The sequence below is a fragment of the Pseudomonas nitroreducens genome, from assembly GCF_014204515.1.
GTDB lineage: Bacteria > Pseudomonadota > Gammaproteobacteria > Pseudomonadales > Pseudomonadaceae > Pseudomonas > Pseudomonas nitritireducens_A.
Map to the genome: position 1 here is coordinate 206,091 of NZ_JACHLI010000001.1, position 24,087 is coordinate 230,177.

23 protein-coding genes are annotated in these 24,087 nt (G+C 57.1%); 2 read left to right on the forward strand and 21 right to left on the reverse strand.

Annotation, left to right across the window (positions count from 1 at the left end; all coding sequences use genetic code 11):
- Positions 1 to 50: 50 nt before the first annotated feature.
- The gene (locus HNP46_RS01095) at positions 51 to 425 is read right to left on the reverse strand and encodes a hypothetical protein (RefSeq protein ID WP_184585660.1); all 375 of its coding nucleotides are present in this window, start codon (positions 423 to 425) and stop codon (positions 51 to 53) included.
- Between the two features lie 171 nt (positions 426 to 596).
- Between HNP46_RS01095 and HNP46_RS01100 the strand changes: the two genes are divergently transcribed.
- Positions 597 to 1,832 carry a hypothetical protein gene (locus HNP46_RS01100; RefSeq protein ID WP_184585661.1) on the forward strand — a complete coding sequence of 412 codons (1,236 nt, stop codon included), beginning with the start codon at positions 597 to 599 and terminating at the stop codon, positions 1,830 to 1,832.
- A gap of 58 nt (positions 1,833 to 1,890) precedes the next feature.
- On the opposite strand, the gene thyA is transcribed toward HNP46_RS01100, so the two are convergent.
- Both thyA and sbcB read right to left on the reverse strand, forming a co-directional pair.
- On the reverse strand, positions 1,891 to 2,862 hold the full coding sequence (gene thyA, locus HNP46_RS01105) for a thymidylate synthase (protein ID WP_184585662.1): 972 nt from the start codon (positions 2,860 to 2,862) through the stop codon (positions 1,891 to 1,893).
- Between the two features lie 9 nt (positions 2,863 to 2,871).
- Positions 2,872 to 4,497 carry an exodeoxyribonuclease I gene (gene sbcB / locus HNP46_RS01110; protein WP_184585663.1) on the reverse strand — a complete coding sequence of 542 codons (1,626 nt, stop codon included), beginning with the start codon at positions 4,495 to 4,497 and terminating at the stop codon, positions 2,872 to 2,874.
- 104 nt (positions 4,498 to 4,601) lie between these two features.
- On the opposite strand from sbcB, the gene HNP46_RS01115 reads away from it, so the two are divergent.
- Positions 4,602 to 4,958 carry a hypothetical protein gene (locus tag HNP46_RS01115; protein ID WP_184585664.1) on the forward strand — a complete coding sequence of 119 codons (357 nt, stop codon included), beginning with the start codon at positions 4,602 to 4,604 and terminating at the stop codon, positions 4,956 to 4,958.
- Here HNP46_RS01115 and HNP46_RS01120 read toward each other — a convergent pair.
- From HNP46_RS01120 to HNP46_RS01205, 18 genes are all read right to left on the reverse strand, one after another.
- The gene (locus HNP46_RS01120) at positions 4,955 to 5,734 is read right to left on the reverse strand and encodes an ATPase, T2SS/T4P/T4SS family (RefSeq protein ID WP_184585665.1); all 780 of its coding nucleotides are present in this window, start codon (positions 5,732 to 5,734) and stop codon (positions 4,955 to 4,957) included. The genes HNP46_RS01115 and HNP46_RS01120 overlap by 4 nt on opposite strands.
- Positions 5,735 to 6,023: 289 nt before the next feature.
- Positions 6,024 to 6,536, reverse strand: coding sequence for a type II secretion system protein (locus HNP46_RS01125; protein ID WP_184585666.1), 513 nt, complete (start codon positions 6,534 to 6,536; stop codon positions 6,024 to 6,026).
- An 80-nt stretch (positions 6,537 to 6,616) separates the two neighbouring features.
- A complete protein-coding gene (locus HNP46_RS01130) occupies positions 6,617 to 7,138 on the reverse strand; it encodes a type 4 pilus major pilin (RefSeq protein WP_184585667.1) in 522 nt (173 codons plus the stop codon).
- Positions 7,138 to 8,199 (reverse strand): type II secretion system F family protein, encoded by a 1,062-nt coding sequence (locus HNP46_RS01135; RefSeq protein ID WP_184585668.1) that lies wholly within the window; start codon positions 8,197 to 8,199, stop codon positions 7,138 to 7,140. Before HNP46_RS01135 ends, HNP46_RS01130 begins: the two co-directional genes overlap by 1 nt.
- Positions 8,199 to 10,283 carry a GspE/PulE family protein gene (locus tag HNP46_RS01140; protein ID WP_184585669.1) on the reverse strand — a complete coding sequence of 695 codons (2,085 nt, stop codon included), beginning with the start codon at positions 10,281 to 10,283 and terminating at the stop codon, positions 8,199 to 8,201. Before HNP46_RS01140 ends, HNP46_RS01135 begins: the two co-directional genes overlap by 1 nt.
- A 172-nt stretch (positions 10,284 to 10,455) precedes the next feature.
- The gene (locus HNP46_RS01145; protein ID WP_184585670.1) at positions 10,456 to 11,208 is read right to left on the reverse strand and encodes a hypothetical protein; all 753 of its coding nucleotides are present in this window, start codon (positions 11,206 to 11,208) and stop codon (positions 10,456 to 10,458) included.
- 7 nt (positions 11,209 to 11,215) lie between these two features.
- On the reverse strand, positions 11,216 to 12,577 hold the full coding sequence (gene pilO2, locus HNP46_RS01150) for a type 4b pilus protein PilO2 (protein WP_184585671.1): 1,362 nt from the start codon (positions 12,575 to 12,577) through the stop codon (positions 11,216 to 11,218).
- An 8-nt stretch (positions 12,578 to 12,585) separates the two neighbouring features.
- Positions 12,586 to 14,238, reverse strand: a complete 1,653-nt coding sequence (locus HNP46_RS01155) for a secretin N-terminal domain-containing protein (RefSeq protein ID WP_184585672.1) — start codon at positions 14,236 to 14,238, stop codon at positions 12,586 to 12,588.
- Entirely contained in the window at positions 14,231 to 15,196 is a 966-nt protein-coding gene (locus HNP46_RS01160) for a TcpQ domain-containing protein (protein WP_184585673.1), read from the reverse strand. The genes HNP46_RS01155 and HNP46_RS01160 overlap by 8 nt, the downstream gene beginning before the upstream one ends.
- Before the next feature lie 67 nt (positions 15,197 to 15,263).
- Complete coding sequence (gene icmT / locus HNP46_RS01165; protein ID WP_184585674.1) at positions 15,264 to 15,515, reverse strand: IcmT/TraK family protein; 252 nt, start codon at positions 15,513 to 15,515, stop codon at positions 15,264 to 15,266.
- Between the two features lie 242 nt (positions 15,516 to 15,757).
- Positions 15,758 to 16,933: a type IV pilus twitching motility protein PilT gene (locus HNP46_RS01170; protein ID WP_184585675.1), complete on the reverse strand. Its 1,176-nt coding sequence runs from the start codon at positions 16,931 to 16,933 to the stop codon at positions 15,758 to 15,760.
- Positions 16,933 to 17,829 (reverse strand): type IV secretory system conjugative DNA transfer family protein, encoded by an 897-nt coding sequence (locus HNP46_RS01175; RefSeq protein ID WP_184585676.1) that lies wholly within the window; start codon positions 17,827 to 17,829, stop codon positions 16,933 to 16,935. The genes HNP46_RS01170 and HNP46_RS01175 overlap by 1 nt, the downstream gene beginning before the upstream one ends.
- Positions 17,830 to 17,839: 10 nt before the next feature.
- On the reverse strand, positions 17,840 to 18,349 hold the full coding sequence (locus HNP46_RS01180) for a DotD/TraH family lipoprotein (protein WP_184585677.1): 510 nt from the start codon (positions 18,347 to 18,349) through the stop codon (positions 17,840 to 17,842).
- Positions 18,350 to 18,409: 60 nt separating this feature from the next.
- Complete coding sequence (locus tag HNP46_RS01185) at positions 18,410 to 21,442, reverse strand: ATP-binding protein (RefSeq protein WP_184585678.1); 3,033 nt, start codon at positions 21,440 to 21,442, stop codon at positions 18,410 to 18,412.
- A gap of 4 nt (positions 21,443 to 21,446) precedes the next feature.
- The gene (locus HNP46_RS01190) at positions 21,447 to 21,680 is read right to left on the reverse strand and encodes a hypothetical protein (protein WP_184585679.1); all 234 of its coding nucleotides are present in this window, start codon (positions 21,678 to 21,680) and stop codon (positions 21,447 to 21,449) included.
- On the reverse strand, positions 21,673 to 22,863 hold the full coding sequence (locus tag HNP46_RS01195; protein ID WP_184585680.1) for a hypothetical protein: 1,191 nt from the start codon (positions 22,861 to 22,863) through the stop codon (positions 21,673 to 21,675). Before HNP46_RS01195 ends, HNP46_RS01190 begins: the two co-directional genes overlap by 8 nt.
- Before the next feature lie 79 nt (positions 22,864 to 22,942).
- Complete coding sequence (locus HNP46_RS01200) at positions 22,943 to 23,623, reverse strand: HNH endonuclease (protein ID WP_184585681.1); 681 nt, start codon at positions 23,621 to 23,623, stop codon at positions 22,943 to 22,945.
- 60 nt (positions 23,624 to 23,683) lie between these two features.
- Entirely contained in the window at positions 23,684 to 24,061 is a 378-nt protein-coding gene (locus HNP46_RS01205; RefSeq protein WP_184585682.1) for a hypothetical protein, read from the reverse strand.
- Positions 24,062 to 24,087: the final 26 nt, after the last annotated feature.

Here is a 24,087-nt window from a genome sequence, read left to right on the forward strand (position 1 = left end):
GCCCAAAAGAAAAGCCCCGCAACGCGGGGCTTTTTCTTGTCTGTCGACCTTTACAGGGCTGACACCGTATTTTTCTTCCCCAGGAAGGACGGCGGGAGGATGGTCAGGAAGAACAGCGCCATGAACCAGAGGTAGAAGTCGCCTCCAAGGAGGCCGAAGACCATGCTCGGGTACATGCTCCCTTCCGGCAGTATGCTGGCGATCAGGAAGGTCGGGGCGGCCACGACGTTGATGATCCAGCTTACGTCCTGGAAGATCAGCCAGTCGGGGACGAAATTGTAGTAGAACATCTGGGTATGCCAGAAGCCGTCTTCAGTGAAGGACAAGCCGTTGAAACCCATGCTGAGCAGGAAGGCCGGGATCACACACACCAGCATGAACAGCAACCAGGCAACCATCACGCTCGGTTTGTATTTCACAGACATGTGGATCTCCTTCTCTCTGCCTTCATGGCTTGTTGACATGAATTCTATATGTCTCTTTGACATGATGTCAATATCCAACAAAAGGAATCTCTTAGCCGCCCTTCGGGCCGAAGAAACCCCTTGCCCCCACCATCGCGCGTATAGCAATACTAGGTCATGAGGAGAGACACCATGACCGACTTCGATGGATTCGTAGAGAAGTTCAAGCTCACCGCCTGGTCTGAGCGCCTTGGCGCGCACAAGACGCTGGCCAAGTACACGGTGGATGGAGACGGCTTTGTCTACATCGAGCCGTCGCCTGAGCGCGAGTCGCACTTTGAGATGCTTGGCATCAAGAAGAGTGGAGGGCGCTTCAAGCTCAACTACAACTACGACCCCCAGACGCTCGTAGCCAAAGCCTTCGGCTTGCACGCCGACGACCCGGCTATTCGCCTACTGCTCAACTCCAGCGACCAGGGGCGCCCGCTCACTGGCTCTGAAGTACTCCAGCTGGCGCTTAAAGGCGTTCCGGGGCAAACGGGCACCTTCGCTGCTGATGTGCCAGGGCTTGGTGTTGGTGTCAAACACCTCGAGATGGACAAGCTCGTAGATGCCGCTAGCGCGGCGAGCATCGATGTTGATGCACTGCATGTCACCGGCAGCTCCACCCACCAGGGTATGGTTCGAACCGACATCCTGGTTCGGGATGGCAACAAGGTGCAGCATGGGTATCTGCTCACTGCAGCGCCGGGCACCCTCGCTACCGCCACAGATCGCCTGGCCATCTACAAAGGAACCATGGACAGCCTGGGCAAACGCGAAGGGGTTGTGGCCGACAAGGTGCTGAAGGTTGTCACGACGCCAGACGGCAACGTAGGACTGCTCTGCCTCGATAGTTCTCGCCCCGTGATTCAAGGTACGCCGTCGAAGCGCTACACCAAGCCAGGCCTCGATGTGCAGAAGGCTGACTTCAGTGCCCGCTTGGAGATGACGCCGGCAGCAGTGATGTTGCAAGGTCAGCCGGATAAGCACCTGAAAACGTACCTTGGCGTGCAAGTAGCCAAAGGCGCCGGGCAGAACAGCGTGGGTCAGCGACTGAATGAGCCCGTCTACTGCGAAGGCAAGCTACACGTCGGCTACCTGGCTGTTACCGAAGATCAGAGCCTGGTGACCTACATGCATCTTGCAAAGGGTGCAGCAGAACAGCGAGGGGCTCTGGTTGGCCGCATCAACAACATCTTTGCCGAAGGCAGGATGGACGTGGCTGGAGCCGCAGAAGAGCTGAAAGCAGGGCTGCTCGAGGTATTCAACGCCACCAAGCACTGCTTCAAGGAGATCGACGCAGTACTGGAAGCCAGCCGCCAGGTAGCGCTCACGGTCGAGGAACCGAAGCGCGCGAAGGTAGTCGAGTACGAGATCTCGCCATAAGGCGATGAAACGAAAGAGCCCCGCACAGCGGGGCTTCTTTTTGGCGCCTATTTAGCGATCAGACAGCCATCGCGCCCTTGAGAATGCCGTGGTGCTGGTAACCCTCCAGGACGAAGTCAGAAGGCAGCACCTTGTCGAGCCACTCAGGTTCGTACACGCCGGTCTTGGCGAACTCCGGAATTCGATCCGAGATGACCAGGCGCGGTGCCGGCAGCGGCTCGCGTTCGAGCATGATCTTTACCTGCTCGACGTGGTTTTCGTAGATGTGCGCGTTGCCGATGCTGTAGTCCAGCAGATGCGGGGTGTAGCCAGTAAGCCTGGCGAACAGCGAGAGCAGGACTGCGCCAGAGAGGACGTTCATGGGCGCCCCAAGGAACAGATCATTACTCCGTATAAAGAGCTTCAGCGAGAGCTGGCGCGTAACCGGATTTGGTATCCAGTAGTAGGAGAAGTGGCAGGGCGGAATGGCGATGACATCGAGTGCTGCCACGTTCCAGCCGTGGAAGAGGGCACGGCGACTTGTCGGGTCTTTGTGCAGGATATCGAGGCAGTTTCTGACCTGGTCGACCTCCTTGAAGAAGATGATCGTCTCACCGGCTTCAGCCTTATAGCGGGCGCGCTCAGCGTAACCGAGCTGCTGTAGGCGCTGGATCTGTTTCTTCGCAGTCGCCAAGGTCTCAAGGTAAGCCGGCCAACGGCGCCACTGGGCACCATAAATTGGGCCAAGGTCGTCTTCGCCTCCACGGAAGGGGTTGGCCAGCCAGGGAGCTTCCTCGTTGGCGTTCTGGTTCCAGAAATTGCAGCCCAAAGCTCGGAAGTCTGCTGCGGAGGTGTACCCTCGCAGGAAACCGCAGAGTTCCCCAAGACCGGGGTTCGCGAACAGGTACTTCGTGGTTACTGCCGGGAATTCCTCCTCAAGGTTGAACACCATCCGGGCACCGGGGTAGAAAATTGCGGACTGGTCGGTGCGGTTCGGCACAAAAGTGCCTTGCTCAAGAACCTGGCGGAGGAGAGCTTGGAACTGCTTCATTGGTGATCCTTACATCGAGAGGTCGGAGGAGGCAGGATTCTTCGGCGCCGCTGGCGCGACTACGGCTGTTTCTTCAGCTGGGGCTACCTGGGCATCCAAATCGGGGAAACGTGCAACCAGCGCGATGGTAGAGGCCACCTTGGCCTCAACGTAGGCCTCGAGTTCGTCGAGGACAGCACGAATGTGGTCGGGCAGTTCACGCGCGCGAACAACTTCGAGATCGGCCTTGAATCGCTCAAGGACGGTGAGGTCTGAAGGCTCATGACCATCAATCCAGGTTTTCTTCATGTGCGCCGCCCAGGCGCGCTCTTCTTCTTCCGTGAAGCAACCGGTGCTACGAACGATGTCCTCGAAGTTGCTCCACTTTGCCCGCAAAGCCAGATCGTAGACACGTGTCGCGTTCACGCCATCTCTGCGGGACAGGCTGAGCGGATCGGCCTTGATGATCGCCGGCTGGCTAGTTTCACCACCAGGTGCGGCCTCCAGGCGACGCATATCGCTCCTAATGTAAGGCTCCTTACCATTGATGAAGCCCATCGAATACAGGCCGGTATACGTATCGGCAGGAGGCCCGTAGTTAGTGTCGTAGGCCTGAATGAGACGCTCTTTAAGCTCAGGGTTCTCGGACAGAATGCGGGCGTGCTCCTTGCACATGTCCAGGTCGATGCCGGCGCGGGTAGTGACGTCTTCACGGCCGGTGAAGATATTCAACGCGGAGATCATCGGAGCCTTGTTGTACTCGATCATCCGGGTGACATTGAGCTTCTCACCCTCGTTCAGCGCGGAGGAAGAGGTAAACATGCGGCGGCGCAGCTCCTCGAGATCCAGGTCAACCAGGGGGCGCGGATCGACACTGAGGTCATAGCTCACCATTTTGATCCCCTTGGACTCCATGCCAATGGGGATAACCACCGCCAGGCGCTGGCGTTCACGGGAAATGAACCTGTCCACCAGGGCGATGGGCTCGTACTTCGTCACCATTGCCGCAACGGACTTCTTGTCGCTGAGCCCAAGGAAGTAGTTCCAGAGGCGCTCGTTGTTACGCTTGATCAGACGGGCAAGCTCGACCGTAGCCGTGACATCAGCCAGGGCGTCGTGGGCGTTGGTGAGGCTGATGCCGTTGGCCTCGCAGAGATCACCCAGCTTTAGCGAGCGAACACCGTCTTTATCGAGGAAATTGAGAGCTTCTGGACGCAAAGCGTTGACCATCATGGCCAGCCGATAGATGTCGGTCTTGAAGTTGCCGTTCTTCCACTCGTGCTCGTAGGGATCGAGGTGATTCCGGTAGAAACTGTACCTGGACATCTCGTCGTCGAAGGACTGGGTGTTGAAGCCTGCGATGCAGGTGTCACGCTTGGCCATAAACCATTTCTGGATGTGGCCGGCTGCATCCCATTCGGTGTTCTGCGAGCGGCTCAAGCGATCCAGGCCAATCCCCGTGATGCTGAAGGCGAAGGGGGAGGGCACTACGTCGGCACGGAGCTTGATGTCCATGACCAGTTCGTCGCCTGGGATCGGCTCAAGGTTCTGGTCGAAGGCGAGGCCAGCAAACTGAACAGGCTGGTTGAACTCGACGGACAGGTCGCCAGATTCATAGTCGTAGGCACAGAATCTCGCGAAGGATTTGGTATTCACCAGTGAATCTCCAGAAGTATAACTAATAAACGGCCCCCGGTTTATTTATTTTCCGAGGCACATATATAGAATAATTGATGAGCGTGACCTAACTGGAGCCCGAGATGAAGCTTATCCCCCTGAAGAAACAGTATTCTCTATCAGAGGATGACATCAACAAGCTCGGCTCCTGGATGACCATGGGTCACTCCCTCGAGGAAATCTGCTTCTATTTTCACGAGAAAATGACCGTTGAGCAATTGTTCGCTGTCGCAACGGTCATCGCCAGGGAGATGTTCAACATGTCGCTCAACGAGCTCTGCCCGGAGCTGGTAGCTGAGCGCAGGGCCCTCAGCCAGGAGCATCACGAAGCCTGGCAGCGCCGCCGCGAGAACCAGAAGGTGCTGAGCATCATCAAGGGCAACCTGGAAGACATCTCGCTCTTCGAGTTCGAGGCGCAGCGCCGCCGCGCCACGGCTTAGGTGATCGGGCGAAGCTCCAGCGGCTGACCATTGCGGAAAGCCAATCTTTGCATCTGCAAGTCGTTCTGCAGCTGCTCCAGCGAGTTCTCTTCGACGCGGATCGTGCCGACCACCGACTGGGTATCCAGGAGCAGTGTCGGGATCTTCAACTCAGCAGGATGGCCACGTAGCTCCTGGTTGATCGACATCCTGAAACTGGAAGCCAGCAGCTCTCGAGCTTCTCTAGTGCCCAGTGTGGCTGACGCCATTGAGATCAAGCGCTGGATCGCCATGACCGCGTTGCCGGCGTGCATAGAGATCACCACCAGACGTCCGTCGACAGAAGAGCGAAGCGCCAGCGATGCCGCCTCAGCGTCGCGTATCTCGCCGATCATCATCATGGCTGGGGTCTTGGAGGGGTAGGCCCTCAAAGCGTCTTTGATCGCCTGGTTGAAGTCCTCGTCGGTGGTTACTGCCCTCTGCAGGCAAAAACCGCTGCCGTGGGCCCCCTGGAGAGGTAGTTCGATAGGGTCTTCGACCGTGATGCAGATACCGCCCCACTTGATCAAACGCTCGACCACCAGCGAACCCATCGTGGTGGACTTACCGTTCCCAGGGTTCCCCGAGATGATGATGAGGCCTCCCTTGAGCAGACGGTCGCCGGTCAGAAGGTCGAGGATCGGCTTTGGGATGCCGAGCGAGCGAAGGGGAGGGATGTCCCTGGAGGCCTTACGGAAGATGAAGTAGTCGCCGCTACCACTAGGAAACAGCTGAAAGCGCCAATTGCAGTTGCTCATGTGAACAGTGGTAGCTCTTGAACGAGACCTTTTAGCTTGCTCGATCATGTCCATCACACTGGTATGCAAACCAGGATCGAGTGGACGTGGCCCTGGATATACGAAACCTTCCTGGATGTTTTGCGGAGGAACAAAGATATCCGAAATCGTGGCGAATGGATCGGCACTAATATTTGTCACAGGCGCCTCTTTTAATTATTATATGCGGCGGCAATTTCTAATTAAATGTATCAACGGAAAAACAAAAAGGCGAGTGCAAGACTCGCCTTTTTGTTGATATTGCTGCGCCTTAACGAACAGTGATGTTCATGGTCGGGCTCGACACAGCGCAGGCCGATTGGGCCGTGGCAACGCTGGTCACAGCACTGGCGCCGACGGCGACTGCGTCGAAGTGACGGTAGATCTTGGAGGCGATGTCGGTGCACGTAGCCGAATCCAGGCCACCTAGGCCCATGGTGAAGGTGTCGAAGGGCGATGCCGTGGAGATCGTTACGGCAGTCGTCGCACTCGACCACGGGTGGATCAGCTGGCCGGCGGTGCCGCTCTTCATCATGACCGGTACGTTGGCGAAGTTGTAGACGACCGCCTCGGTGATGCCCGAGTAGTCACCCTGCGTCGCGTACTGGTTCCTGATTGCCGAAGTCAGCGATGTGAGGTTGTTGATGGTCTGCTCTACCTTGCTCGACTGGTTGGCCGAGTTGAAGTAGGTAAGAACGCCGATAGTGATCAGTGCGATCAACGCAACAACCATGATGATTTCCACCAGGGTTGCACCGGCCTGACTCCGGAGTTTCAGATTCATGGATGCCTCTTCTTATTGTTATATGGCGAAATTAGTTTATTTACATCAAACATACATATCAATGCTTTGACAAATATATATTATTTAGTAGCTTTAATTGTTTTCTTCCCCGTGGTTCCACAGGCTGTTATCGAGGTCGCTATACTTGTTACTTGAATCGAGTCAATTATTACTTGGTAGAACTTTGAGTATATTTTTCCAGAAATATCTTGGCAGATATCGTAAGGGACGTTATTCAAGCTGATGGTGTATCCATCATTTGCAAGAGACATGGTGGCCGGGTCTATAGTGATCCCTGACGCTGTGTTGTCCCAGGGATGCCGCAACCCCGTTTTGTCCGCAGTCTTGAGCCTCTCAGGGGTGTTGACGAAGCCCATGACAACGGCGGTAGAGATCCCGGTATAGTCGCCCTGTACGGCGTAGTTATTCTCGATGGAAGCGCTCAGTGCCGCCAGGTCAGTGACAATTTCAGAGACCTTGGCAGACCTGTTGGCGGACTCGAAATAGACCAGAACACCGATGGTGATCAACGCAATAAGCGCGACCACCATGATGATTTCAACGAGCGTGGTACCTGCTTGCTTCGAATAACGGAGTTGCATTACATCGATCCAACAGAGCGCGCCATTGCATCGGAAACCGAGAAGAACGCGTAGTAAACCCAGCCAATGTACGATGCAACCCCGAGGAGGGCGGCACCGTTGATGACCAGGGCAATCTTGGTGATGGTTGCGATACCCTTCCGGACAGAGATCTTGCCGATCTCGTTGATGGCAGACTGGAAGTTCGAACTCCCGCTCATCATGTACACGCTGACCATGGTGTCCCCAGACAGCAGGCCAGTATCGAGGGACTCAGAGAGAGACTTACCCTCTGACATGTTTTGCACCATCTCGCCCAGGTGCTTCTTCAAGTAGGGCGAGGAGAGGCGCTGCAGCTCTTGCAGAGAGTCAACGAAGGGGACGCCCGAGCGCATCAAGGATGCGATGGAAATCAGCATGTTCGCGCCGTGGAAGACCCTGTAGAAGCTGTATGGCGGGAATCGGTCGAGAAATGGCCTGAAGCGGCCGACATAGCGGGGCAACGACCAGCTGACGAGCATGCCGAGAGCTACTAGCGAGATCAGGATTGCCCACCAGAAACTCTCTACGAAGTTCGCGACGTTGTAGAGATTCTTCGCGACTGGGGGCCACAGGGCCGGATCCATCACCGCAGCGATTTTTGGGATAATTACGACCGAGAAGAAGATAATCAGCCCCACCATCGCCGAGACCAGGACGGCAGGGTAGGAGAGCTTGCTCAGGATGGTGCCAAGCATCTCCGACGAGGCCTCGAGGGCCTCGATGGTGTTCCTCATCCCGCTGATCGGATCACCGCTTCGCATACCGGCGCGGATGGACATCACTTCGTTGATCGGGCACCAGCGAGACATTGCCTCGGCGAATTCGACGCCCCGCGTCATCTGGGCTTCGACGTCGCGCAGGATGACGACCTGGAACATCTGATCCTTAGCGTTGGCCTTGATGATCGACTCAGCCAGGAGGTGAACGATGTTCACCAGCGGAACACCCTGCTTCAGGTAGTCCATGAAGCTCTGGTAGAGGTTCTTCCGGACTGCAGTGCTGAACTGCAGCCGGGTGAGCCAGTACTTGTCGAAGGTCATCACTCGCCCTTCCCGTTTTCATCGGTGCCACGGAAGTCGCCCAGGTGAACAACCTCTGCGGAAGGGGCCGGGTTGGCGTCAGCCAGCAGATCGGACTTGAACTCGAAGGCGCCCGTAGAGGCCCCTGCGGAATCGCCTGGAGCATCGAAGAAGGTGTCCATGTCATCGGCCAGGGCAACCATTTTCGACAGCGCCTCGGCGTTCTGAGCCTGTTCTTTGGGCGTGTAGCCGATAGCGGAGTCTGACTCCTGGCGAGTCTCTGCATCCACATCGAATGGAGCGTCGCTCATCACATCCAGGCCGATCTCGAACTTTTTGGCCGGCTGCAGGCCGAAATGGACGCGAACGCCATCGCTGAGTTCGGAGAGGAGGGTGATCTCGTCGAGACGCTTCTCCACGTCGCGCATGTCGACTAGGCCTTTGTAGGCCTTATCGATGCCGTGGTCGATTGCAAATCTGCCTCCTTTTGCACGGTAATGCATGAAGGCATCTGCTTCGCGACGCTCACGGAAACACTTCAGCATGAAGTTATCCGGGAGAATTGCCTCTGCCGCGACGGTACGACCGATCACACCTTTCCTGCACTCTGAGCAGCCGTCGTAGTTCCTGAACCTCAGCGTATGGAGCACCGAGTGAGGAACGAACTTCTCCATACGATGGATGAAGTCTTCGTCAGTGTCGGTCTCGGCGCTTGCCTTGACGTGGTTGAAGTCAACGCTGCAGGCCTGGCAAACCACTGGGATGAGGGCCTGGTAGATCAGAACCGCAAGGAATCCTGGGCTGCCCAGTACGTCGTTTGGCACACCGTTAGACCTCAGACGGTTCACAATGCCAATGCCGCTGGCCGCGTGAACAGTGGTGAAGACTTGGTGGCCGGACTCAACCATGCCAACGAGCATCTCGGCAGAGTCCTTGTCTCGAACCTCGCCGGGCATGATGACGTCTGGGTCGGAACGCATGATTGCGCGCATGTATAGGGCGAACGGGTTCAGCGAGGTGTCTCCACCTTGCTTGGCTACAGCCCTGGCACGGTTCACCGCGACCTGAGTGGCGCGCAGTTTGTATTCTGGCGGGTCTTCTACGGTGATCACCTTGATGGTGCCGTGGTTGGCGTCCACCTTTTCCTCGATCATCGATTTGAGGCTGGTTGACTTACCGGAACCGGTTGTGCCGGCCATGATGATCGCACCAGACGGCTTGGCCACACCCCGGCGAATGATCTTCATCTGCTGCGGCGCATAGCCAAGCTCTTCCAAGGATTTTCGGTCGTCATCGACGCCCATGCGTAGTACACGAAGGATCAGGTCGAACCCGTCCTGGTCGGGTAGGGTGGAGAGACGCACACGCACCCGGCCAGTTTCGGATAGCTCACGGTCAATCACGGCATCTTGAGGTCGGTCAGGGTCGAACATCGTGTCCTTCACGTCCGCAATTACCTGGTAAACCACGGCAGCCATCATGGCTGCGTAGTCCACCGGCCACTCTTTGTGGACGTGGAGCTCGCCGTGTTGGCGGAATTTCACCTCGGCCTTGTCCTTACGAACCTCGATGTGGATGTCCGAGATGCCCTTCCCAGTGGCAACGCTCAGCAAGGAGTCGAAGTCGAGCTGGATTTTCGTGGCAGCACGCTGCTGGTCTTCGTAGCTCTGCTGTTTCTTGCTCTCATCATTGAGGATGGCAATGATTTCCGGCGTGGCTACGAGGCGCTTTAGTCTGTTGTAGTTGTTCTTTTTGATACGGCCCAGGATTTCCTGGAAGTTGTCATCAATACCCGAGTGACGGATATCGGTGGAAGTTACAACGTAAACGTCTCGGCGCTCTTTCGATACCAAAAGAATTACGTAGCTTGACTGCAACTCACTCGAGATTTCGAGAGGCTGTCCATCCGCCGAGAGCACCAGCGAGAATGCTGGCACATCCTCTCGGCGGTCGATGACGCTCTGAGCCGGAGCGCCCTGGATATGGGCGCCAGCCACATGTTTGGCAGGGGGCGTCGCCTTAGGAGGCAGATTTTTTTTGGAGGCAGCTCGCTGTACAACTTGTGGGGCGGGCTTCTTCTTGAAAATGAAATCAAGGATATGCATGCAGCGGCTCTTATTTTAGTTATGCCGCGAATTTATACCCGATGAAAAGGCAAGGCAATTTGGAAGTATGTGTATTGGATAAACTAATATATGGTCAAGTTGCGAAAGTTGATTATTATTAAAAGGATATGAAAAAAGGAGGCCTAGGCCTCCTTTTCTTGCGCACCAGAAGTTACATGCCGTAGCGTTGAACCGACATAGTCGTACCCTGGTTCGACGGTGCTGCATTCGAGCGCTGGTATGCCTGGTTCTCGGTCGTAAGCGGGACGGTACGGGACTTGCCGTCTTTGGTGAAGACCACCGTGCTGTCGTTGATCGCACTCACGCGAACGCCTTCGGCGACCGTCTCCCCGACAGCAACTTCGAACACGGAATTGTCGAGGAAGACCGTGGCGGTCTTGTCCTTGTCGAACCCGAAGATCCTGGTGACGAACAGGCGGTCGATAGGGGCCTTTTCAGGCTCCTTCGGCAGCGAGGTTTGCATACCCGGCATCATCGAGCCGCCCATCATGCCAGGCATCTGACCGGGCATACCGGTCTGCTGGGATAGGGTGTTGGTCGGCGCCTCACCTTTCTCGACCTTCTCACGATCACTGTCCGTTTTGGCGACTTCCAGTTTGACCTTGGCGAGGTTCAGGCGCTTCTCCTCTAGGAAACGAAGGGAATCGAGCTCATCACCTTCAGTCGCCACGTTGCGGTTTCTGTCGATTGCAGCCTGGTTGTCGGCACTCAGGTCAGCAGGGACGATTCGCTTGGACTTCACCGCTTGCACGTGAGCAGGTGCAGGGGTGGCCGCAAGGCCTTCACCAGGAGCCGCTGCTGCGATTTGAGCATCAGGGGCGGGGATTGGCTCGGCCAGAGCAGAAAACGCTGTACTGGCGAGGAAAAGGGCCGTAGCGGCCTTCACTAGGGAGCGCTGGTTCATACCTTCCTCACTGCTCAAAAAGTCTGCCGACGAACTTCCAGTTGAAAGCGCCAGCCGAACGATCAATTTCAAGGGTAACCGGGATCAGGTTGCCGATGCTGCGCAGGACACCGATGGTCTTCGCAAGATCAGGTTTCGATTCACCGGTAATGGTGTAGTTACGCTGCTTGAGCACCAGCTGAGCCTCGTTCACCCGGTTCTTATCCCTGAGCTTCTCAATAGGCTCACGACGGTCAGATGGCCGAAGCACCTCGATGTTGAAGGGCAGCTTCTGCGCGATGAGCACGTCGCTGAGATCCTGGTTCTTCGTGGTGTTGGAGGCCAGGTAGGCGAGGATGTCATCCGTGCCCAGGCCAGACTTGGAAATTTTATGGGTGACGATGGCGCTATCCAGGCCTGCAGAGATACCTACATGGGCAGAACTCCCAAAGTAGTCGGTGATCGCCTGGATGGTTCCGCCATCGCGGTTCCACATGCTGACGACAGAGTCCGGCGCCGAACGGTCGAACACTACCTTGGTGAGGTTCCAGCCAAGCTTCTGCTGGGGGAGGGTACGGGCCAGCTCAAAGACACCGCTCAGCGAAGCTTCTACCGTAGCTGCGTTGAAGTCGTCCTGTAGCCAGTGAATCTCCTGCACCTTCGCCTGTGCTAGTAGCTCCTCGTCACTCGGGCCCTCTTTGACCAGGGCTTCGGCCTTAAGGCGCTGCTGCTCTAGTGCCTCAGCAGCGAGCTGTGCTTGATACTCCTGTTCTTTGAGGTAGGACTCGTACTTCCACCAGCCGGCGCCAACCAGCAACACAAGCACAATCGCAGCCCCGAGGAAGAACGTCGAAGTCAGACCCCTGATGTTACGCAGCTTAAGCGCTTCGTTGGGTTTGCCTTCGGCGATAACGTCGAGCGGGTCGCGGTTGAGAACGTTGCCGTAGATCTCGAGCTTTTCGGAGACCTCGCGGGTCATCAGCAAGCTCATGTAGGAGATGCTGTTGTCGCTCGAGAAGTCGTTGTAGAGCTTTTTGACCTCGGAGTCCGTGACCACGACGTCCATATCCGGAATGATACGGCCGTTCTCGGCAGCTACGACCCAGTAGAGGTCGTTCTCGATATGGGCGATGCCCAGCATGGTCGGGTATTCGGCCACGATCTGGCCTGCGGCGCTGTACACATTGCCACGAACGGACTTGCTCTGAGCGACACCGAGCTGGTTGAAGACGACGTTGTCGTCCTGAACAACCATTCGGGGAACACCGTAGGTGAACCCCATCTTCTTGGCCATGCTCTTGGCGGCGAGCAGAAGCTCGCCGGCCGGGAGCCGGTTCCATTCCAGCCCTAGGGCGTACTGGTGACCGCCAATCTCAATGGTCTTTTCCATGAGCGCTCTTATTTTTCCATCAGGTACGGCGTCAGGACGATCATGGTCATGATCTTGCGCTTGTTGCCCGACTGGTTACCGCCCAACAGCCAGGATCTGCGCCCGAACGGGCTGTTGATACTGGCGGTGTTCTCGGTGCGGTCGAAGGCAGCGATCATGATCGACTGGCCGTTCTTCACGGTTACCACCTGGTTGTACTTGTTGGTGGAGCGATTCGGCAGCTGGATCTTGCCGGACTTCTCGTCACCGTACTCATCGATGCTGTTGATACGCGAGCTGTCCACGGCGAAGTTCATGAGGATCTTGCCAGTGGAGGTGATGCGAGGCATCAGCATCATCGAGAAGCCCTGAGACGTCTTGCCAGGCTCCAGCGATTTGATCGGCTCACCGCTACTGCCTTCGGACTGGGTCACAGTCGTGCGGTACAGGTAACCAACCTCATCCATCTGCTGGAACGGAGTAGGGACGCCGTTGTTGGCCAGGACAGTCGTCGAGGTCTTCAAGCTGGCGTTCTTGTTATTCCGCAGCAGGGTGAAGCCTGCAGTGTTGCCGGCGCCGAACTTGTTGTCCGTGGTTGGGTCGCCCGTACTGACGCCAACACTTACGGTGCTGCCGTTGAGGCCCAGGGTCAGGTCACCCTTCCAGTCGTAAAGGGCCAGGATGTTCGTGTCGAACTTCCCGTTCTCGTCGGACGAAATCTCGAAGACATCAGTTTTGATCGCGATTTGGCGGCCGGCCAGCGCGTTCTGGTTTTTGATGTAGTCGGAGATCTGGCTCTGCACCTGTGGGGTGTCAGAGACAGTGATCGAACCGACCAGGTTGTTGACAGCCACGCGACCACCAGGGGAGAGCATGGTCTTGACGTCCGCTTGGATCGTCGCCCAGGCCGAAATACCCTCGATCTTGGTCTTGGTGGTGTGCACCGAGCCTTCTTCCGAACCGCCGGAGCCGCCGCCTGAGCTGCCGCCGCTGGAACCGCCGCTGTCGCCGCCCATGGAAGAGAGGTCAGACTTCATCTCTGCGGTGTAGTCGGTGGAGCCCGAAGGCAGGTCTACGACGTAGGTCTTGGTCTCGTTGCGCTTGAATACGATCTCGCCTTTCTCGAAGCGCCAGAACAGGCCGGCTTTCGCTGCGATCAGGTCAAGCAGGTTGGAAATGCTGCCCTTGTAGTTGGCCAGTACGAACTTGATCTCGTTCCCGCTTGTGCCGGTCGACGCCATTTCCGAGAAAATGTTCTGCTCAAGCCCAGGAGCACCAGCAGGTGTAACCGGGGCGGCGCTCGACTTGGTGGTGCCAGAGGAATACTCAACGGCATCCTGAGACATCACTACCTTCATGTGGAGCTGCGAGCTGATCAGCGTCAACAGCTCGCCCACGGAGATCGGAGTCTGCTGGCTGAAGGTAACTTGCTTCTGCAGCACAGGCGGGGAGAGCTCGGCCTGGGATACCTTGTAGGCGTCCCCGCCCAGCCAGATGTCGTCAACTTCCTGGACGGCGGAAGGCTTGATCATCTTGCTGTTGTGGTCGAGAGAGCCCTTCACCGAGCCCATGTTCCCACGAACGTTGTCGTAGGCCTGATCGACTACCGTGTTGCAGCCCGAGATCGCCAGCGCGAGCGCAAGCGGCAGGAAACGGGGAACGACGGCCAGTTTCTTATTCATCCAGGTCACCCTTGTCTTCGCCTACGGAAGCCGGCACCGTCGCGTCAGTCGGCTTGAAGCCGTCCTCTTTGATCACAACCACGCGGTTGCCCTTGTAGAACACTGCCTTGAGGGGGACTTCACGAGCCTGCGTGGCCATCATCAGGCGGTCGACAACGCCTCCTTTACCCTCAAATTGCCCAACGAGGGTAGCGGCATGGTCGACCGGGTAGTTGATGTCCGTGCCTACGAAGTGAACGTCCCACTTGGCGATGCGGCCCCACTCGACCAGGTTTTCGCGCAGGGATACACCCGATTTCAGCGTCCACACGCTGGCATTGGGGTTGCCGATCAGCTGTTGAGCCATTGACTCGCTGCGGCTGATCGCGATGCGCTTGCTGGTGTCGCTGATCTTGATGACCAGTCCACTGCTCCAGGAAATCTGATCCAGGGCGGCGCGCCAATCGGCCGCATCGCTCCAGGAGACCTTTTTGGATTCCAGGCCAGGCTCAAGAACAACCGACCAGGCGCCGCGCGGGCTCGCCAGGTTTTCGACGGCTGCTTTCACCGGTACATCGCGGCCGAACATGATCGGTTTGGCCACAGGAGCGGCTACCGGTGCAGGCGCTTGAACGTAGGTGGGCACAGCGGCCGGATTCGCCTGGGTGTAGGCCTGAATAGGCGCGGCCGGCGGCGGCGCGTAAGTCTTCGAGTTGACTGTGCCAGGGAGCGGGGCAACGGGTGCCGGCGCCTGGACGACCTGGTAGATCGGGCCGTTGTAGGGCTGGCCAGCAACTGCACCCTGCGCCTGCGTAACGGCCAGGCCAGAGGGTTGAACGGGCATCATCCCCATCGTAGCGCCTGCTTGGCCGGCCATCGGGGCCTGAATTACCGGGATAATGTAGAGTTCAGCCTGAGAAGCCTGACTTACTGCGAGAAGGGAAACGACACTAGCGAGAAGTGTCAATTTGCGGGCCATTTGTATCATGTCCTCTTATATTTTCGCTGAATGATAAAGGCTCTTTCGGTATTCTCAAAGTTCTTTTTTAGAGCCGCCATTCCTGCCTATAAGGAGGACGAATTTGACGTTTTCTCCCAATCATCTTAGATCTGACGATTCTGGCAAGCATCGGTATACGAATGCCTTTTGAGTTCAAATACCAGAGAAAAATGATCGAGAAGAAGAACAGAACTAGAGTCCACATCCTCGGCCAGATGAGGAAAAGAAGGATCGGGTAGACGATCTGGGCGTCGATGGGGCCAAGGCGGGGATTGCGGGTGATGTAGTGCAGGATCATTGAGGCACCTCGTAGCCTGTAATGCCTGGGGCTAGGGGCTTGTCATCCTGGATTGCCAGCGCTACAGGCAGGGTTTGATGGAGGCTTGTCGCATCCTCCGGAGCCGCACCAGGAAGACCCGGCGACGGCTGAATGTAGAATACGGAGCCCCTCACAATACGTCTCACTGGAAAAACTTGAGCAGTAATATCCATGAACTACCGAGTAATTCTCGGATGTTTATCCTGAGGTTCTTCCTCGTGTTATACACGGGCTCCATTCTTCTGGATCTCCTCGTTTTTACTGTTCTGGTAGATCCTCTGGAGATACTTGAAAGTATCATCGGAGATCAACCCTTCCTTGAACTTGTCGTGCGCATCTTCGATCAGCGGACGACCATGGTTTTCCAGAACTTTGAATGCGGCCTCGGTTACGTTCTTGGCCGAAGCCAAGGCGTTCTTGTCCTGCTGGTCGACGATCATGTATTCGCGCACCGCGATGCGCTTGCCGTCTACACGCGGAACCAGGCGCTGGGAGATCACGATTCGCAGAGGCTGGACGATTTCGTCTCGCGCCTGGGACTGCAGCGATTCAGGGTAGGTGTACACCAGGCGTTGTACGGTTTCCGGCGCGGAGTTCGAGTGAACGGTGGTGAACACACCGTGGCCGGTCAGTGCAGCCTGCAGGGAGGCCCTGGTGGTAGCGAAGTCACGGCTCTCACCCACCAGGATGAGGTTCGGCTTCATACGCAGGGCGTTCTCTACAGCCTCATTGAAAGAGTGCAGCGAGCGGCCGATCTCGATTTGAGTGGAGAAGGATGTCGGGGAAACTACCTCGTCGTACACGAACTCGATGGGCGCCTCGATGGTGACCAGGTTGGTGTGGGCAGTGGGGTGCTCCAGCCGGGCCCGCAACATCGAGGACATGAGGGTCGACTTACCCTCGCCGGTAGCGCCCACAACGACGATCAACCCCTGCTTAAGGCCCAGTGTCTCCTCGATCAGGAGCGGTTCTACGCCAAGCACGCGCCAATCCGGCGGGATGGAGGGGATGGTACGCAGCGTTACGGTCAGGCTCGGCTTTCCGAATCTGAAGCAGTGCACCGCGTTCACGCGGAAACGGTAGCGCTGCTGCTTCAAACCATCGGTGCCGGGGACATCCAGCTTGAACTCGTAGGAGCAGTTGATCGGCTCACCACCACCAAGCAGGCTAGGTGCGTTGTGGCCGTAGATAGTAGAAATGAGGTCTTTGGCCTCAGAGTCGCTCAGGGCCCTGTTCATCAGGGCCTCCTTGCGGCCGTACCGATCCATGATCGCAGGATGGCCGCCTGGCAGGAAAAGGTCAGACCCGTCGTTTACCACCATTTGGTGGAGCAGACTATCGAGGCCTTCCTTGCCCTGGAGGCGCGGCGGCACCTCGATCATAAACTCGGATTTCATCATTCACCTCTGTTGATTGCGGCACGCTCTTCTGCGGAGCGATAGCCATCACGAGGGTCAAGATCAAGCGGAACCCAGCCGCCGACGTTATCGTTGAAAGTGGCCGGCGCAGTAATGGCGATGGTGGTCTGCCCGATGTGCATGCCGTTCTTAGACTTGACCCTGTTGATCGTCTGCTCTGCGAGGAAGGTTGGGGTCATCTGACCGGTGCCTTCGACCAGCTGCAGGTAGCGCACCATCCCTGTGAAGTCTGTGCCCAGGTTCCTGACTCTGGCCGTCATCTCTTCGTTGGCCATATTGACCCCGGCTTGCCATCCTTCAGCTACTGAATCAGACCAGAGTTGCTGCTCTGCAGGTGTCTTGGGGAGGAGGGCGCCAACTGGTTTGGACAGGTCGACCGGGATGTCGATGAGCAGATACTCGCGCCAGTCCGGGGCGTTCAGGACGACGCGTTCTTCCTTGTAGATCTCGTAGTAGGTGTTCGAGATCTTGATGACCTTGTGGTTTTCGTCAGTGGACGTCAGACCTTCGGTCTTGATGATCACGGGAGGCAGGTAGAAGAGCGACTTGTCGCCCTTTGAGGCGATCCGCATGACATCCTTGAACGGGAATAGCGCTTCCCAGGTATCAGACTCGGCATCAAGCTGCTTGCGCAGCTCGTTCATGGTCGCCACGTATCCGTGCTGGGCACCAACTGACAGCGCAGCGTCACGCATGGATCGAGAGCGCTTGTTGGCCAGGTCATCATCCCCTGACAGGCTCATACCAGTGACGTAGTGCATCTTCTGCAGGTCTTTGAGCGGCGAAACGCCGTCTTGGACGCCCGGCGTTGGTGCTGCGAATGCCGGCAGGGAGGCACCCGCGATGGCCACGGCCAAGAGGAGTGGCTTGAGCATGCGAGCCCCCTTACTTCAGGTAGACGAGAACGAGCGACTTCGACGCGCCATCAACCTCAACACGCATCGTCGAGCCGGTCTGAACGCCAAGCTCACGCAGAGCCTCGTTCAGCGGCAAACGGTTCGTCTTGATGGTCACCCAAGCCTCATTTGGGAACTTATTGCCACGAGTCGTGAACTTGTACCCAGCGAGCTGGGAGAGGGCTTGTGCGGCGACGGAGGCCGGGCCCGTGTAGCTGAACGAGGAAATTCGCTCGAAGCCGGCCGGCACGTTCACATCCTGGAAGTGCTTCTGGGCGTGCTGCTGCGGCGTAAGGCTTGGCGCGTTCTTGGCTTCGATGATTTTCGCCAGGGTACGCATCTCGTCGCGACTCTCAATCGCAACCGAGCGCAGCTCATCGAGGGGATGAGCTGGAGGAGTCACCAGGACGGTGTTCGTCCTGAGAATTGGGCTGGAACTGCAGCCAGCGCTCATAGCGATGAGCGCGGCCAGCGCGACAGGCGCCAACTTGAGGTTCATAACTGCTCCGGCCAGTACGTGGCTCTTCTTGTTATGAAATGAATCCTATTGGATAACATCTCAAGCTGCAACTCTAATTTTGCTCGGATCAATAAGTCGAGCATGCTCTTTTATAACTTTGTCTGCGATTGCGTCAAACAAGTTACTGTTCTCGTCCAGCTCTTCCAGTTTGACTGCGTTATCAGCCAGCAGTTTCTGGATATCGGCCTTCGCAGAGCCCTTCGGATACTCCGCAGCCAAGACGGCGAGGGCGTTGCTCAGGCCAATCCGCGCTGTGATCCTGCGCCGCAAAGCCACGTCCTGCGGGGTGGTGGAGTAGGCCCAGACTTCCATTGGGCCTAGGCTCAAGCGCAGAACCTGCTCGACTTTCGGCGAAGCCTCATCCTTCAGTTGGCCGATGTAGAGAACACTTGAGCCTTCCGGGCCAGGCGGCGTCATCCAGCGGCTCATAGTTCGGATTGTGTCGGGGCCGAGACCGAACTTATCGATGATCTCTCTGGTGGAAAGTTCAGACATGCCCTTCGAGAAGATGAGCACGTTGTTAACCATCTTGATAATGGTATCGCTGAAGTCGTCAAGCAGCTGAGAAACCAAAGATACGTGCACGTCGAACTTACGACCTTCACGAATATCGGTCTCAGCCTGCCTCTGAATGGCCGGAACCGGGCTGGTGCGGTGGAATTCGTCCATGCACAGCTTTTTCGGGATCGACTCGTCCTTTTCAATGATTTTGCGGTGGTACGCCTGGTAATCCGGCGGGATCTGCGGCAGCGTCCACTCAGCCTTGCGGTAGAACTCCTTGCAGAGGATGTTCCGCGCAAGCATGTACATGATTGCGGTCTTCTTCAGCGCCTGGTCGGAGCCGTCGCGAGCCACGTTCATGAGGTCGATGGAGACGATCCGGGCCTCGCCGAGCGAGAACACAGTCGGCATCGAGAGGATCTTGTACTCGGCCACGACCTGGGAAAGCATCTGGCGGACGTAATCCAACAGGAGTTCGTTCGAGCCTTCGACAGTGGCTTTTCCGTATACGTCCTTGATCGCAGTGACGGAGGAGAGCACTTCAGTCGCATCTGCCAGGGTCGGTACGGCAAAGGTTTGCGCCTTGATCGCCGCGCCGTGCATGCCTTTCTTGTGGAGCTGATGTACGACCTTCCACCAGGTGACGTTGTCGTACTTGCTCAGTTCAATGCCCGCGTCGGCCAGTGCCTTATCGACCTCAGGGCAGATACCGAAGTCGTAGTTACGGGGCGTGCCATCCTCAGAGAAGTAGTTGTACATCTCATCCACGAGGGCACTGATCAGCTCAGCAAGGCGAGGCGGAGCCGACTTCCTACCGGCCGGCGTGCAGAGCAGGATCATCATGTTGACCACGAATTCGCGGTCGACCTGCATAGGACGCTGGCAGCCCAGCGGGTTGTCGAAGATGTTGACCGCGTACTTGGCGTCCATCTCCATACGGAAGGTCTGAGCCAGGTGCTTCATGTGGTCAGGCAATGCGTCGCGAATCAGGTTGACCCACTGCTCAGAGGAGAAACCGATGTCCAGGATGCCGATACGGGGGATGACTTCGTTACCCAGGCGGGTGAGCAAAGCCGTGTTGGCCGCCGCGAGGTAGAAGGATTTACCGAAACCCGGCGGAGCAAACACGATCTCCATGTTCGCGGTCTGCAGGTCACTGCCCGGCAAGAGAGGGAAGGGCTTCTCGTCGGGGGTACGGTAGAGCAACGATCCTTCAGACCATGGCGATACAGGGCGAGTGATGGGGCTCATCCCGATAGCTTCGCGCGACTGCAAGGGCAGCGGGGTGGCCAGATGATTGGCCGAGAACCCAGGAACAGTGTTGAGCCAGGCCTCTACAGGGTCACCACGCTCTTCAATGATCTGAAGCTGACCCCAGGCCTCCAGGGCTGTTTTCAACTTGGAACGGTTTCTGCGGACGTCTTCTAGGCCCTGTCCCCAGGTGCTGAAGGTGATCTGGGCTGATACAAGGGTGTTCTCTTGCGCTATCAGAAGCAGATCTTCAGCGGCGTCACGAATAACGACGTTTTCGCTGGAGGCCCAAGCCACGAAGCTTGCGAATGTCTTCTTTCGGGAGATCATCTGCTTAACGCGGTCATGCCCCGAGTCGATGACCATCGACATCTGCCAGGGCACGTTGCGGTCGATTGACTGGAAGAGTTCGGCGAATGGTTTGGGCGTTTGCGGACGTTGGTCGACCATGAGAGGAGCGATACGCCACTCTCCGGTGTTTACCAGCGTGGAGTCTTCGGTGTCCTGGGCCGGCTCACGGCTGAACACCTGGTGGGCGATATCCGGCATCATGAAATGACTGATATCGCCATGGGATGGGGATTCGTCGACCAGTCGGAACGGAAGCGGGTCGCCGGGCAGGTAAGCGCGCCACGCATCGCTGGTATCGAACATGGTGACCTGCCGGCGAATCATGTGCACGAACTCATGCGCATTGAGCTTTGCCGACGAGATCTTGGCTTCGTTGAGCTTGGCCATCACCAGGGTGACGAAGCCGGTATGGAGCATCTCCAGGCCTGGGATTTCAACGCCTGAAGACTGACCGTGACTACCAGGCTTCAAACCGCCATTTCTTGAAGCTTTCTGTGCACGCTCCTTCATCGAGCTCTTGAGAATGTCCGGGTGCATAGCCTTAGGGCTGGTAGTCAGCACCAGGTGACATGTCTCGAGCACCGTTTTGGTCTCAAGGAACCTTTGACGCTCCTTGACCATTCCATCCAGGTCGAGCTTCAAGTTGTGAATCGTGCGCAGGATGCCCTCAATCGAGCGACGCAGGCCCTCACGTGAGTTCAGAGGGTCGCGTCGGAAGACGAACTGCAGCCGGTGCCCAGGACGCTTCAGGGCAGCACCTAGGCCCTCGTCCAGGGTTTGGAGGAGGGTGGCGAATGCATCGGCGCCGACGATGCCATAGGTGCCCTTGATCTCCAGGCAGGTAACGAGGCCGCCATCACGAGTGACAAGCTCATTCTTCCCACTAGCGGTCTCCAGCTGGCAGTAGTGCTGCACGTTCGTCTTGAAGACCTTGTTGATAGCGTTCGCCAGGTTATGACCAAAGCCCATGGGGTTAACTCCTCTTCTCTGCGGCGTAGGTGAGCGCTTTCTGCAACTGCTGGGTCACAACGCGCTCGCGGCGCCCGCTGTCCGCGAGCTCCTCAGCCGGGTAATCTGCAATTTCATCGAAAATCATGATGGCCCCGAGAGAGGACTCGCTCTCTTCCAGGGCCTTCACCAGCATCAAAGTCGTGCTCGCCTGGCAGTTGCGCTGAAGAACCGCCATGGCGTCATTCAAGCTATCCATCGACAGACTCCTCTTTCAGGGGACAGAGCAGACCGTTATCAAGAGCTACCTGGCGGGCGCGCTCCTTCTGGCCTTCGGTGAGGAACACCAGAACCCGGCCCATGCCGTAGGAGCCGACAACAAAGCCGGCCTTGTGGAATTCGAATGCGGCACGGCCACAAGCTGCGCGGTCGTAAGCCCTCAGATAGGCCCCCAGAGCGGTGTTTCGCTTGTTGACGGGGGCAGCCAGGGCTGCATACAGATTCTCGAAGAGGAGCCCGTCAGAGACGCCGCAACCTACGCTTTGGCAGTAGTCAGGTAGGTGATCGCGGATCAGACCGGAAGAGGTGCTCGCCGCTCGGTAGATGGTGACGACCGAGTACTCCAGAAGCTCCAGGAGCTCTGGCCAGGTCACCCAGGTGCGTGGCTCCTTGGCGCCAGCGCCAAACGATGCGAATGACCGGTGGGAGGCCTCATGGCTCAACACCGCGATGTTGAAGAACGTGGCCCGGTTTGAAGTCCGGAAGTTTTTCGCGCATTTATCGATAAAGGAGTCGGTCAGGGACAGCTTTCGACCGTCCTTGGTGCCAAGGGTGTACTCGCGCTTGAAGTCTTCTGCGCGCCATTGACTACCGGTTGGGTAAACACGACCAAACAACCATTGCGCAAAAGCATCTCGCGGGTAGTAGAACGTCACCGGACTGGAGCGATCTGGTCGCTTCACGCCGGCCATGGCCTGGTTTTCCTGGGTAGAGTGGTCAACGACCAGCTGCACCACGTTGCTATCCAGACCGGAGTAGGGCTCCGTCATCCCCGGAATGAAGATCCGGTCAGAGATGGCCTGCTGGTAGCGGTAGTTATAGTTCTTAGGATCGGCACCCAGGAAGGCCTTTCCGAGCGATGCAACCCGTGAGAAGACTTTGGACAGAACTTCTGCCAGGCGCCGGCCGGTGACGATGCCCAGCTCAACCTGCAGCATGCGGATACTGGTACGGAAATACTGAGCCTGGGTGAGATGTCGTAGACGGAGGAGGTTCAACTCTCTGAACACTGGGAATTCGAGATTGGTCACCCACAGGGTTTCAGTCGACAGCTCGTGGTAGCCACTGACGTAAAACGCCGAATCACCGTCAATGGAGGCAAAACCTCCACGCGGTGACTTGGGGTCATCGAAGATACAAACACCGATCTTGATTTCTCTCATAGCCCACAAAGGCAACCCTGGGAGTTGCCAGGCGCATAAACGCCGTCATTTATAATTATTGTTGTTTGACGGCCAAACTTTAACTCGCTTCAGGCCATTGCGCAATCTTATCTTCGGCGAGTCGAACCCACTCTGTTGGTGGGAACTTTTTCGAACTTTCTACCAATTCTTTTATATATGACAAATATGCCTTTTTCTTCGGAAGTAGGAAAACCCCGTTTAGGGCATCACCACGCTTGGAATATGCCGCATCCGAAAGACTCGTCATCACATCGCCAATTACCTCGGGGAACGAGGTGCCTAGGATGTGCACAGCTGGGGTGTCGCACTTTTCCAGACGCGCCAGCAACTGGCCGGCCGTGTTGCGGATATCGCCAGTCGCAGTCTCTTCAGCGATCCACAGATTGCGCACCAGGTTGTTCAGACCGGCCTGGGAGATCACAGGGGTGCCGTCTGCGTTGGGCGCTAGGTAGATCAGGGAGGCGCGGCCTTGGATGCCGGCGAAAGCGATGTGGTGGCACATGTGGCACAGCACACAGCTGGTCACGAGATTCTCCAGACGCTGATCGTTGTGATCGTCGTTTACGTGGTGGGTCTCGTTCTTCTTGTCTTTGAAGCCACAGAACCTGCAGCAGTAGTCGTCGCGCTTGAGGGCCTGCGGCCTGGCAGCGCGGTAAGCGGCGTCAGACGCAGGGGCGTTGGGAGAATCCTTACGGTGGGCCTTGCGCTTGACAGACAGATGGATGGGAAGCAGTTCCAAATCACACACTCCTCAGACGAGAAGGGGTGGCCGAAGCCACCCCATCTGTTTGCCCGAACCTTAGATGTTCGAGCCCTGGACACGGGACGCAGCATCGTCGCCCTGACCAGATGCCACCGACTCGGTGAACAGGCCGATCAGCCACGGGATGATCATCAGGCCGGTGCCCACGAGGAGGGCCATGACACCGGTCTTCAGGTGGCCACGGTTCTCTTCTTTCTGGTCACGGTAGATGTAGAACAGACCAGCGGCGAACATGAACACACCTGCCGCGCCGAAGATCAGTTTCGCCAAACCCAAGATCGAGTTGATCTGGCTTTTCCAGGATGTTGCCGCCGACTGGAAACTGTTGGCTGCGTTTGCGTCAACCGCAAACAGGGCCATCGCAAGAGCGACGGTGACCCCAACTCCAATCAACGGTTTATGCTTAGACAGCATGTGAAGCCTCCGCTTTATTATTGTTC

Excerpts from the sequence above, each read along its gene's own strand:
- HNP46_RS01095 (WP_184585660.1), bottom strand. The coding sequence starts at position 425 with ATGTCTGTGAAATACAAACCGAGCGTGATGGTTGCCTGGTTGCTGTTC.
- HNP46_RS01100 (WP_184585661.1), top strand. The coding sequence starts at position 597 with ATGACCGACTTCGATGGATTCGTAGAGAAGTTCAAGCTCACCGCCTGG.
- thyA (WP_184585662.1), bottom strand. The coding sequence starts at position 2,862 with ATGAAGCAGTTCCAAGCTCTCCTCCGCCAGGTTCTTGAGCAAGGCACT.
- HNP46_RS01115 (WP_184585664.1), top strand. The coding sequence starts at position 4,602 with ATGAAGCTTATCCCCCTGAAGAAACAGTATTCTCTATCAGAGGATGAC.
- HNP46_RS01120 (WP_184585665.1), bottom strand. The coding sequence starts at position 5,734 with ATGAGCAACTGCAATTGGCGCTTTCAGCTGTTTCCTAGTGGTAGCGGC.
- HNP46_RS01125 (WP_184585666.1), bottom strand. The coding sequence starts at position 6,536 with ATGAATCTGAAACTCCGGAGTCAGGCCGGTGCAACCCTGGTGGAAATC.
- HNP46_RS01130 (WP_184585667.1), bottom strand. The coding sequence starts at position 7,138 with ATGCAACTCCGTTATTCGAAGCAAGCAGGTACCACGCTCGTTGAAATC.
- HNP46_RS01135 (WP_184585668.1), bottom strand. The coding sequence starts at position 8,199 with ATGACCTTCGACAAGTACTGGCTCACCCGGCTGCAGTTCAGCACTGCA.
- HNP46_RS01140 (WP_184585669.1), bottom strand. The coding sequence starts at position 10,283 with ATGCATATCCTTGATTTCATTTTCAAGAAGAAGCCCGCCCCACAAGTT.
- HNP46_RS01145 (WP_184585670.1), bottom strand. The coding sequence starts at position 11,208 with ATGAACCAGCGCTCCCTAGTGAAGGCCGCTACGGCCCTTTTCCTCGCC.
- pilO2 (WP_184585671.1), bottom strand. The coding sequence starts at position 12,577 with ATGGAAAAGACCATTGAGATTGGCGGTCACCAGTACGCCCTAGGGCTG.
- HNP46_RS01155 (WP_184585672.1), bottom strand. The coding sequence starts at position 14,238 with ATGAATAAGAAACTGGCCGTCGTTCCCCGTTTCCTGCCGCTTGCGCTC.
- HNP46_RS01160 (WP_184585673.1), bottom strand. The coding sequence starts at position 15,196 with ATGGCCCGCAAATTGACACTTCTCGCTAGTGTCGTTTCCCTTCTCGCA.
- icmT (WP_184585674.1), bottom strand. The coding sequence starts at position 15,515 with ATGATCCTGCACTACATCACCCGCAATCCCCGCCTTGGCCCCATCGAC.
- HNP46_RS01170 (WP_184585675.1), bottom strand. The coding sequence starts at position 16,933 with ATGAAATCCGAGTTTATGATCGAGGTGCCGCCGCGCCTCCAGGGCAAG.
- HNP46_RS01175 (WP_184585676.1), bottom strand. The coding sequence starts at position 17,829 with ATGCTCAAGCCACTCCTCTTGGCCGTGGCCATCGCGGGTGCCTCCCTG.
- HNP46_RS01180 (WP_184585677.1), bottom strand. The coding sequence starts at position 18,349 with ATGAACCTCAAGTTGGCGCCTGTCGCGCTGGCCGCGCTCATCGCTATG.
- HNP46_RS01185 (WP_184585678.1), bottom strand. The coding sequence starts at position 21,442 with ATGGGCTTTGGTCATAACCTGGCGAACGCTATCAACAAGGTCTTCAAG.
- HNP46_RS01190 (WP_184585679.1), bottom strand. The coding sequence starts at position 21,680 with ATGGATAGCTTGAATGACGCCATGGCGGTTCTTCAGCGCAACTGCCAG.
- HNP46_RS01195 (WP_184585680.1), bottom strand. The coding sequence starts at position 22,863 with ATGAGAGAAATCAAGATCGGTGTTTGTATCTTCGATGACCCCAAGTCA.
- HNP46_RS01205 (WP_184585682.1), bottom strand. The coding sequence starts at position 24,061 with ATGCTGTCTAAGCATAAACCGTTGATTGGAGTTGGGGTCACCGTCGCT.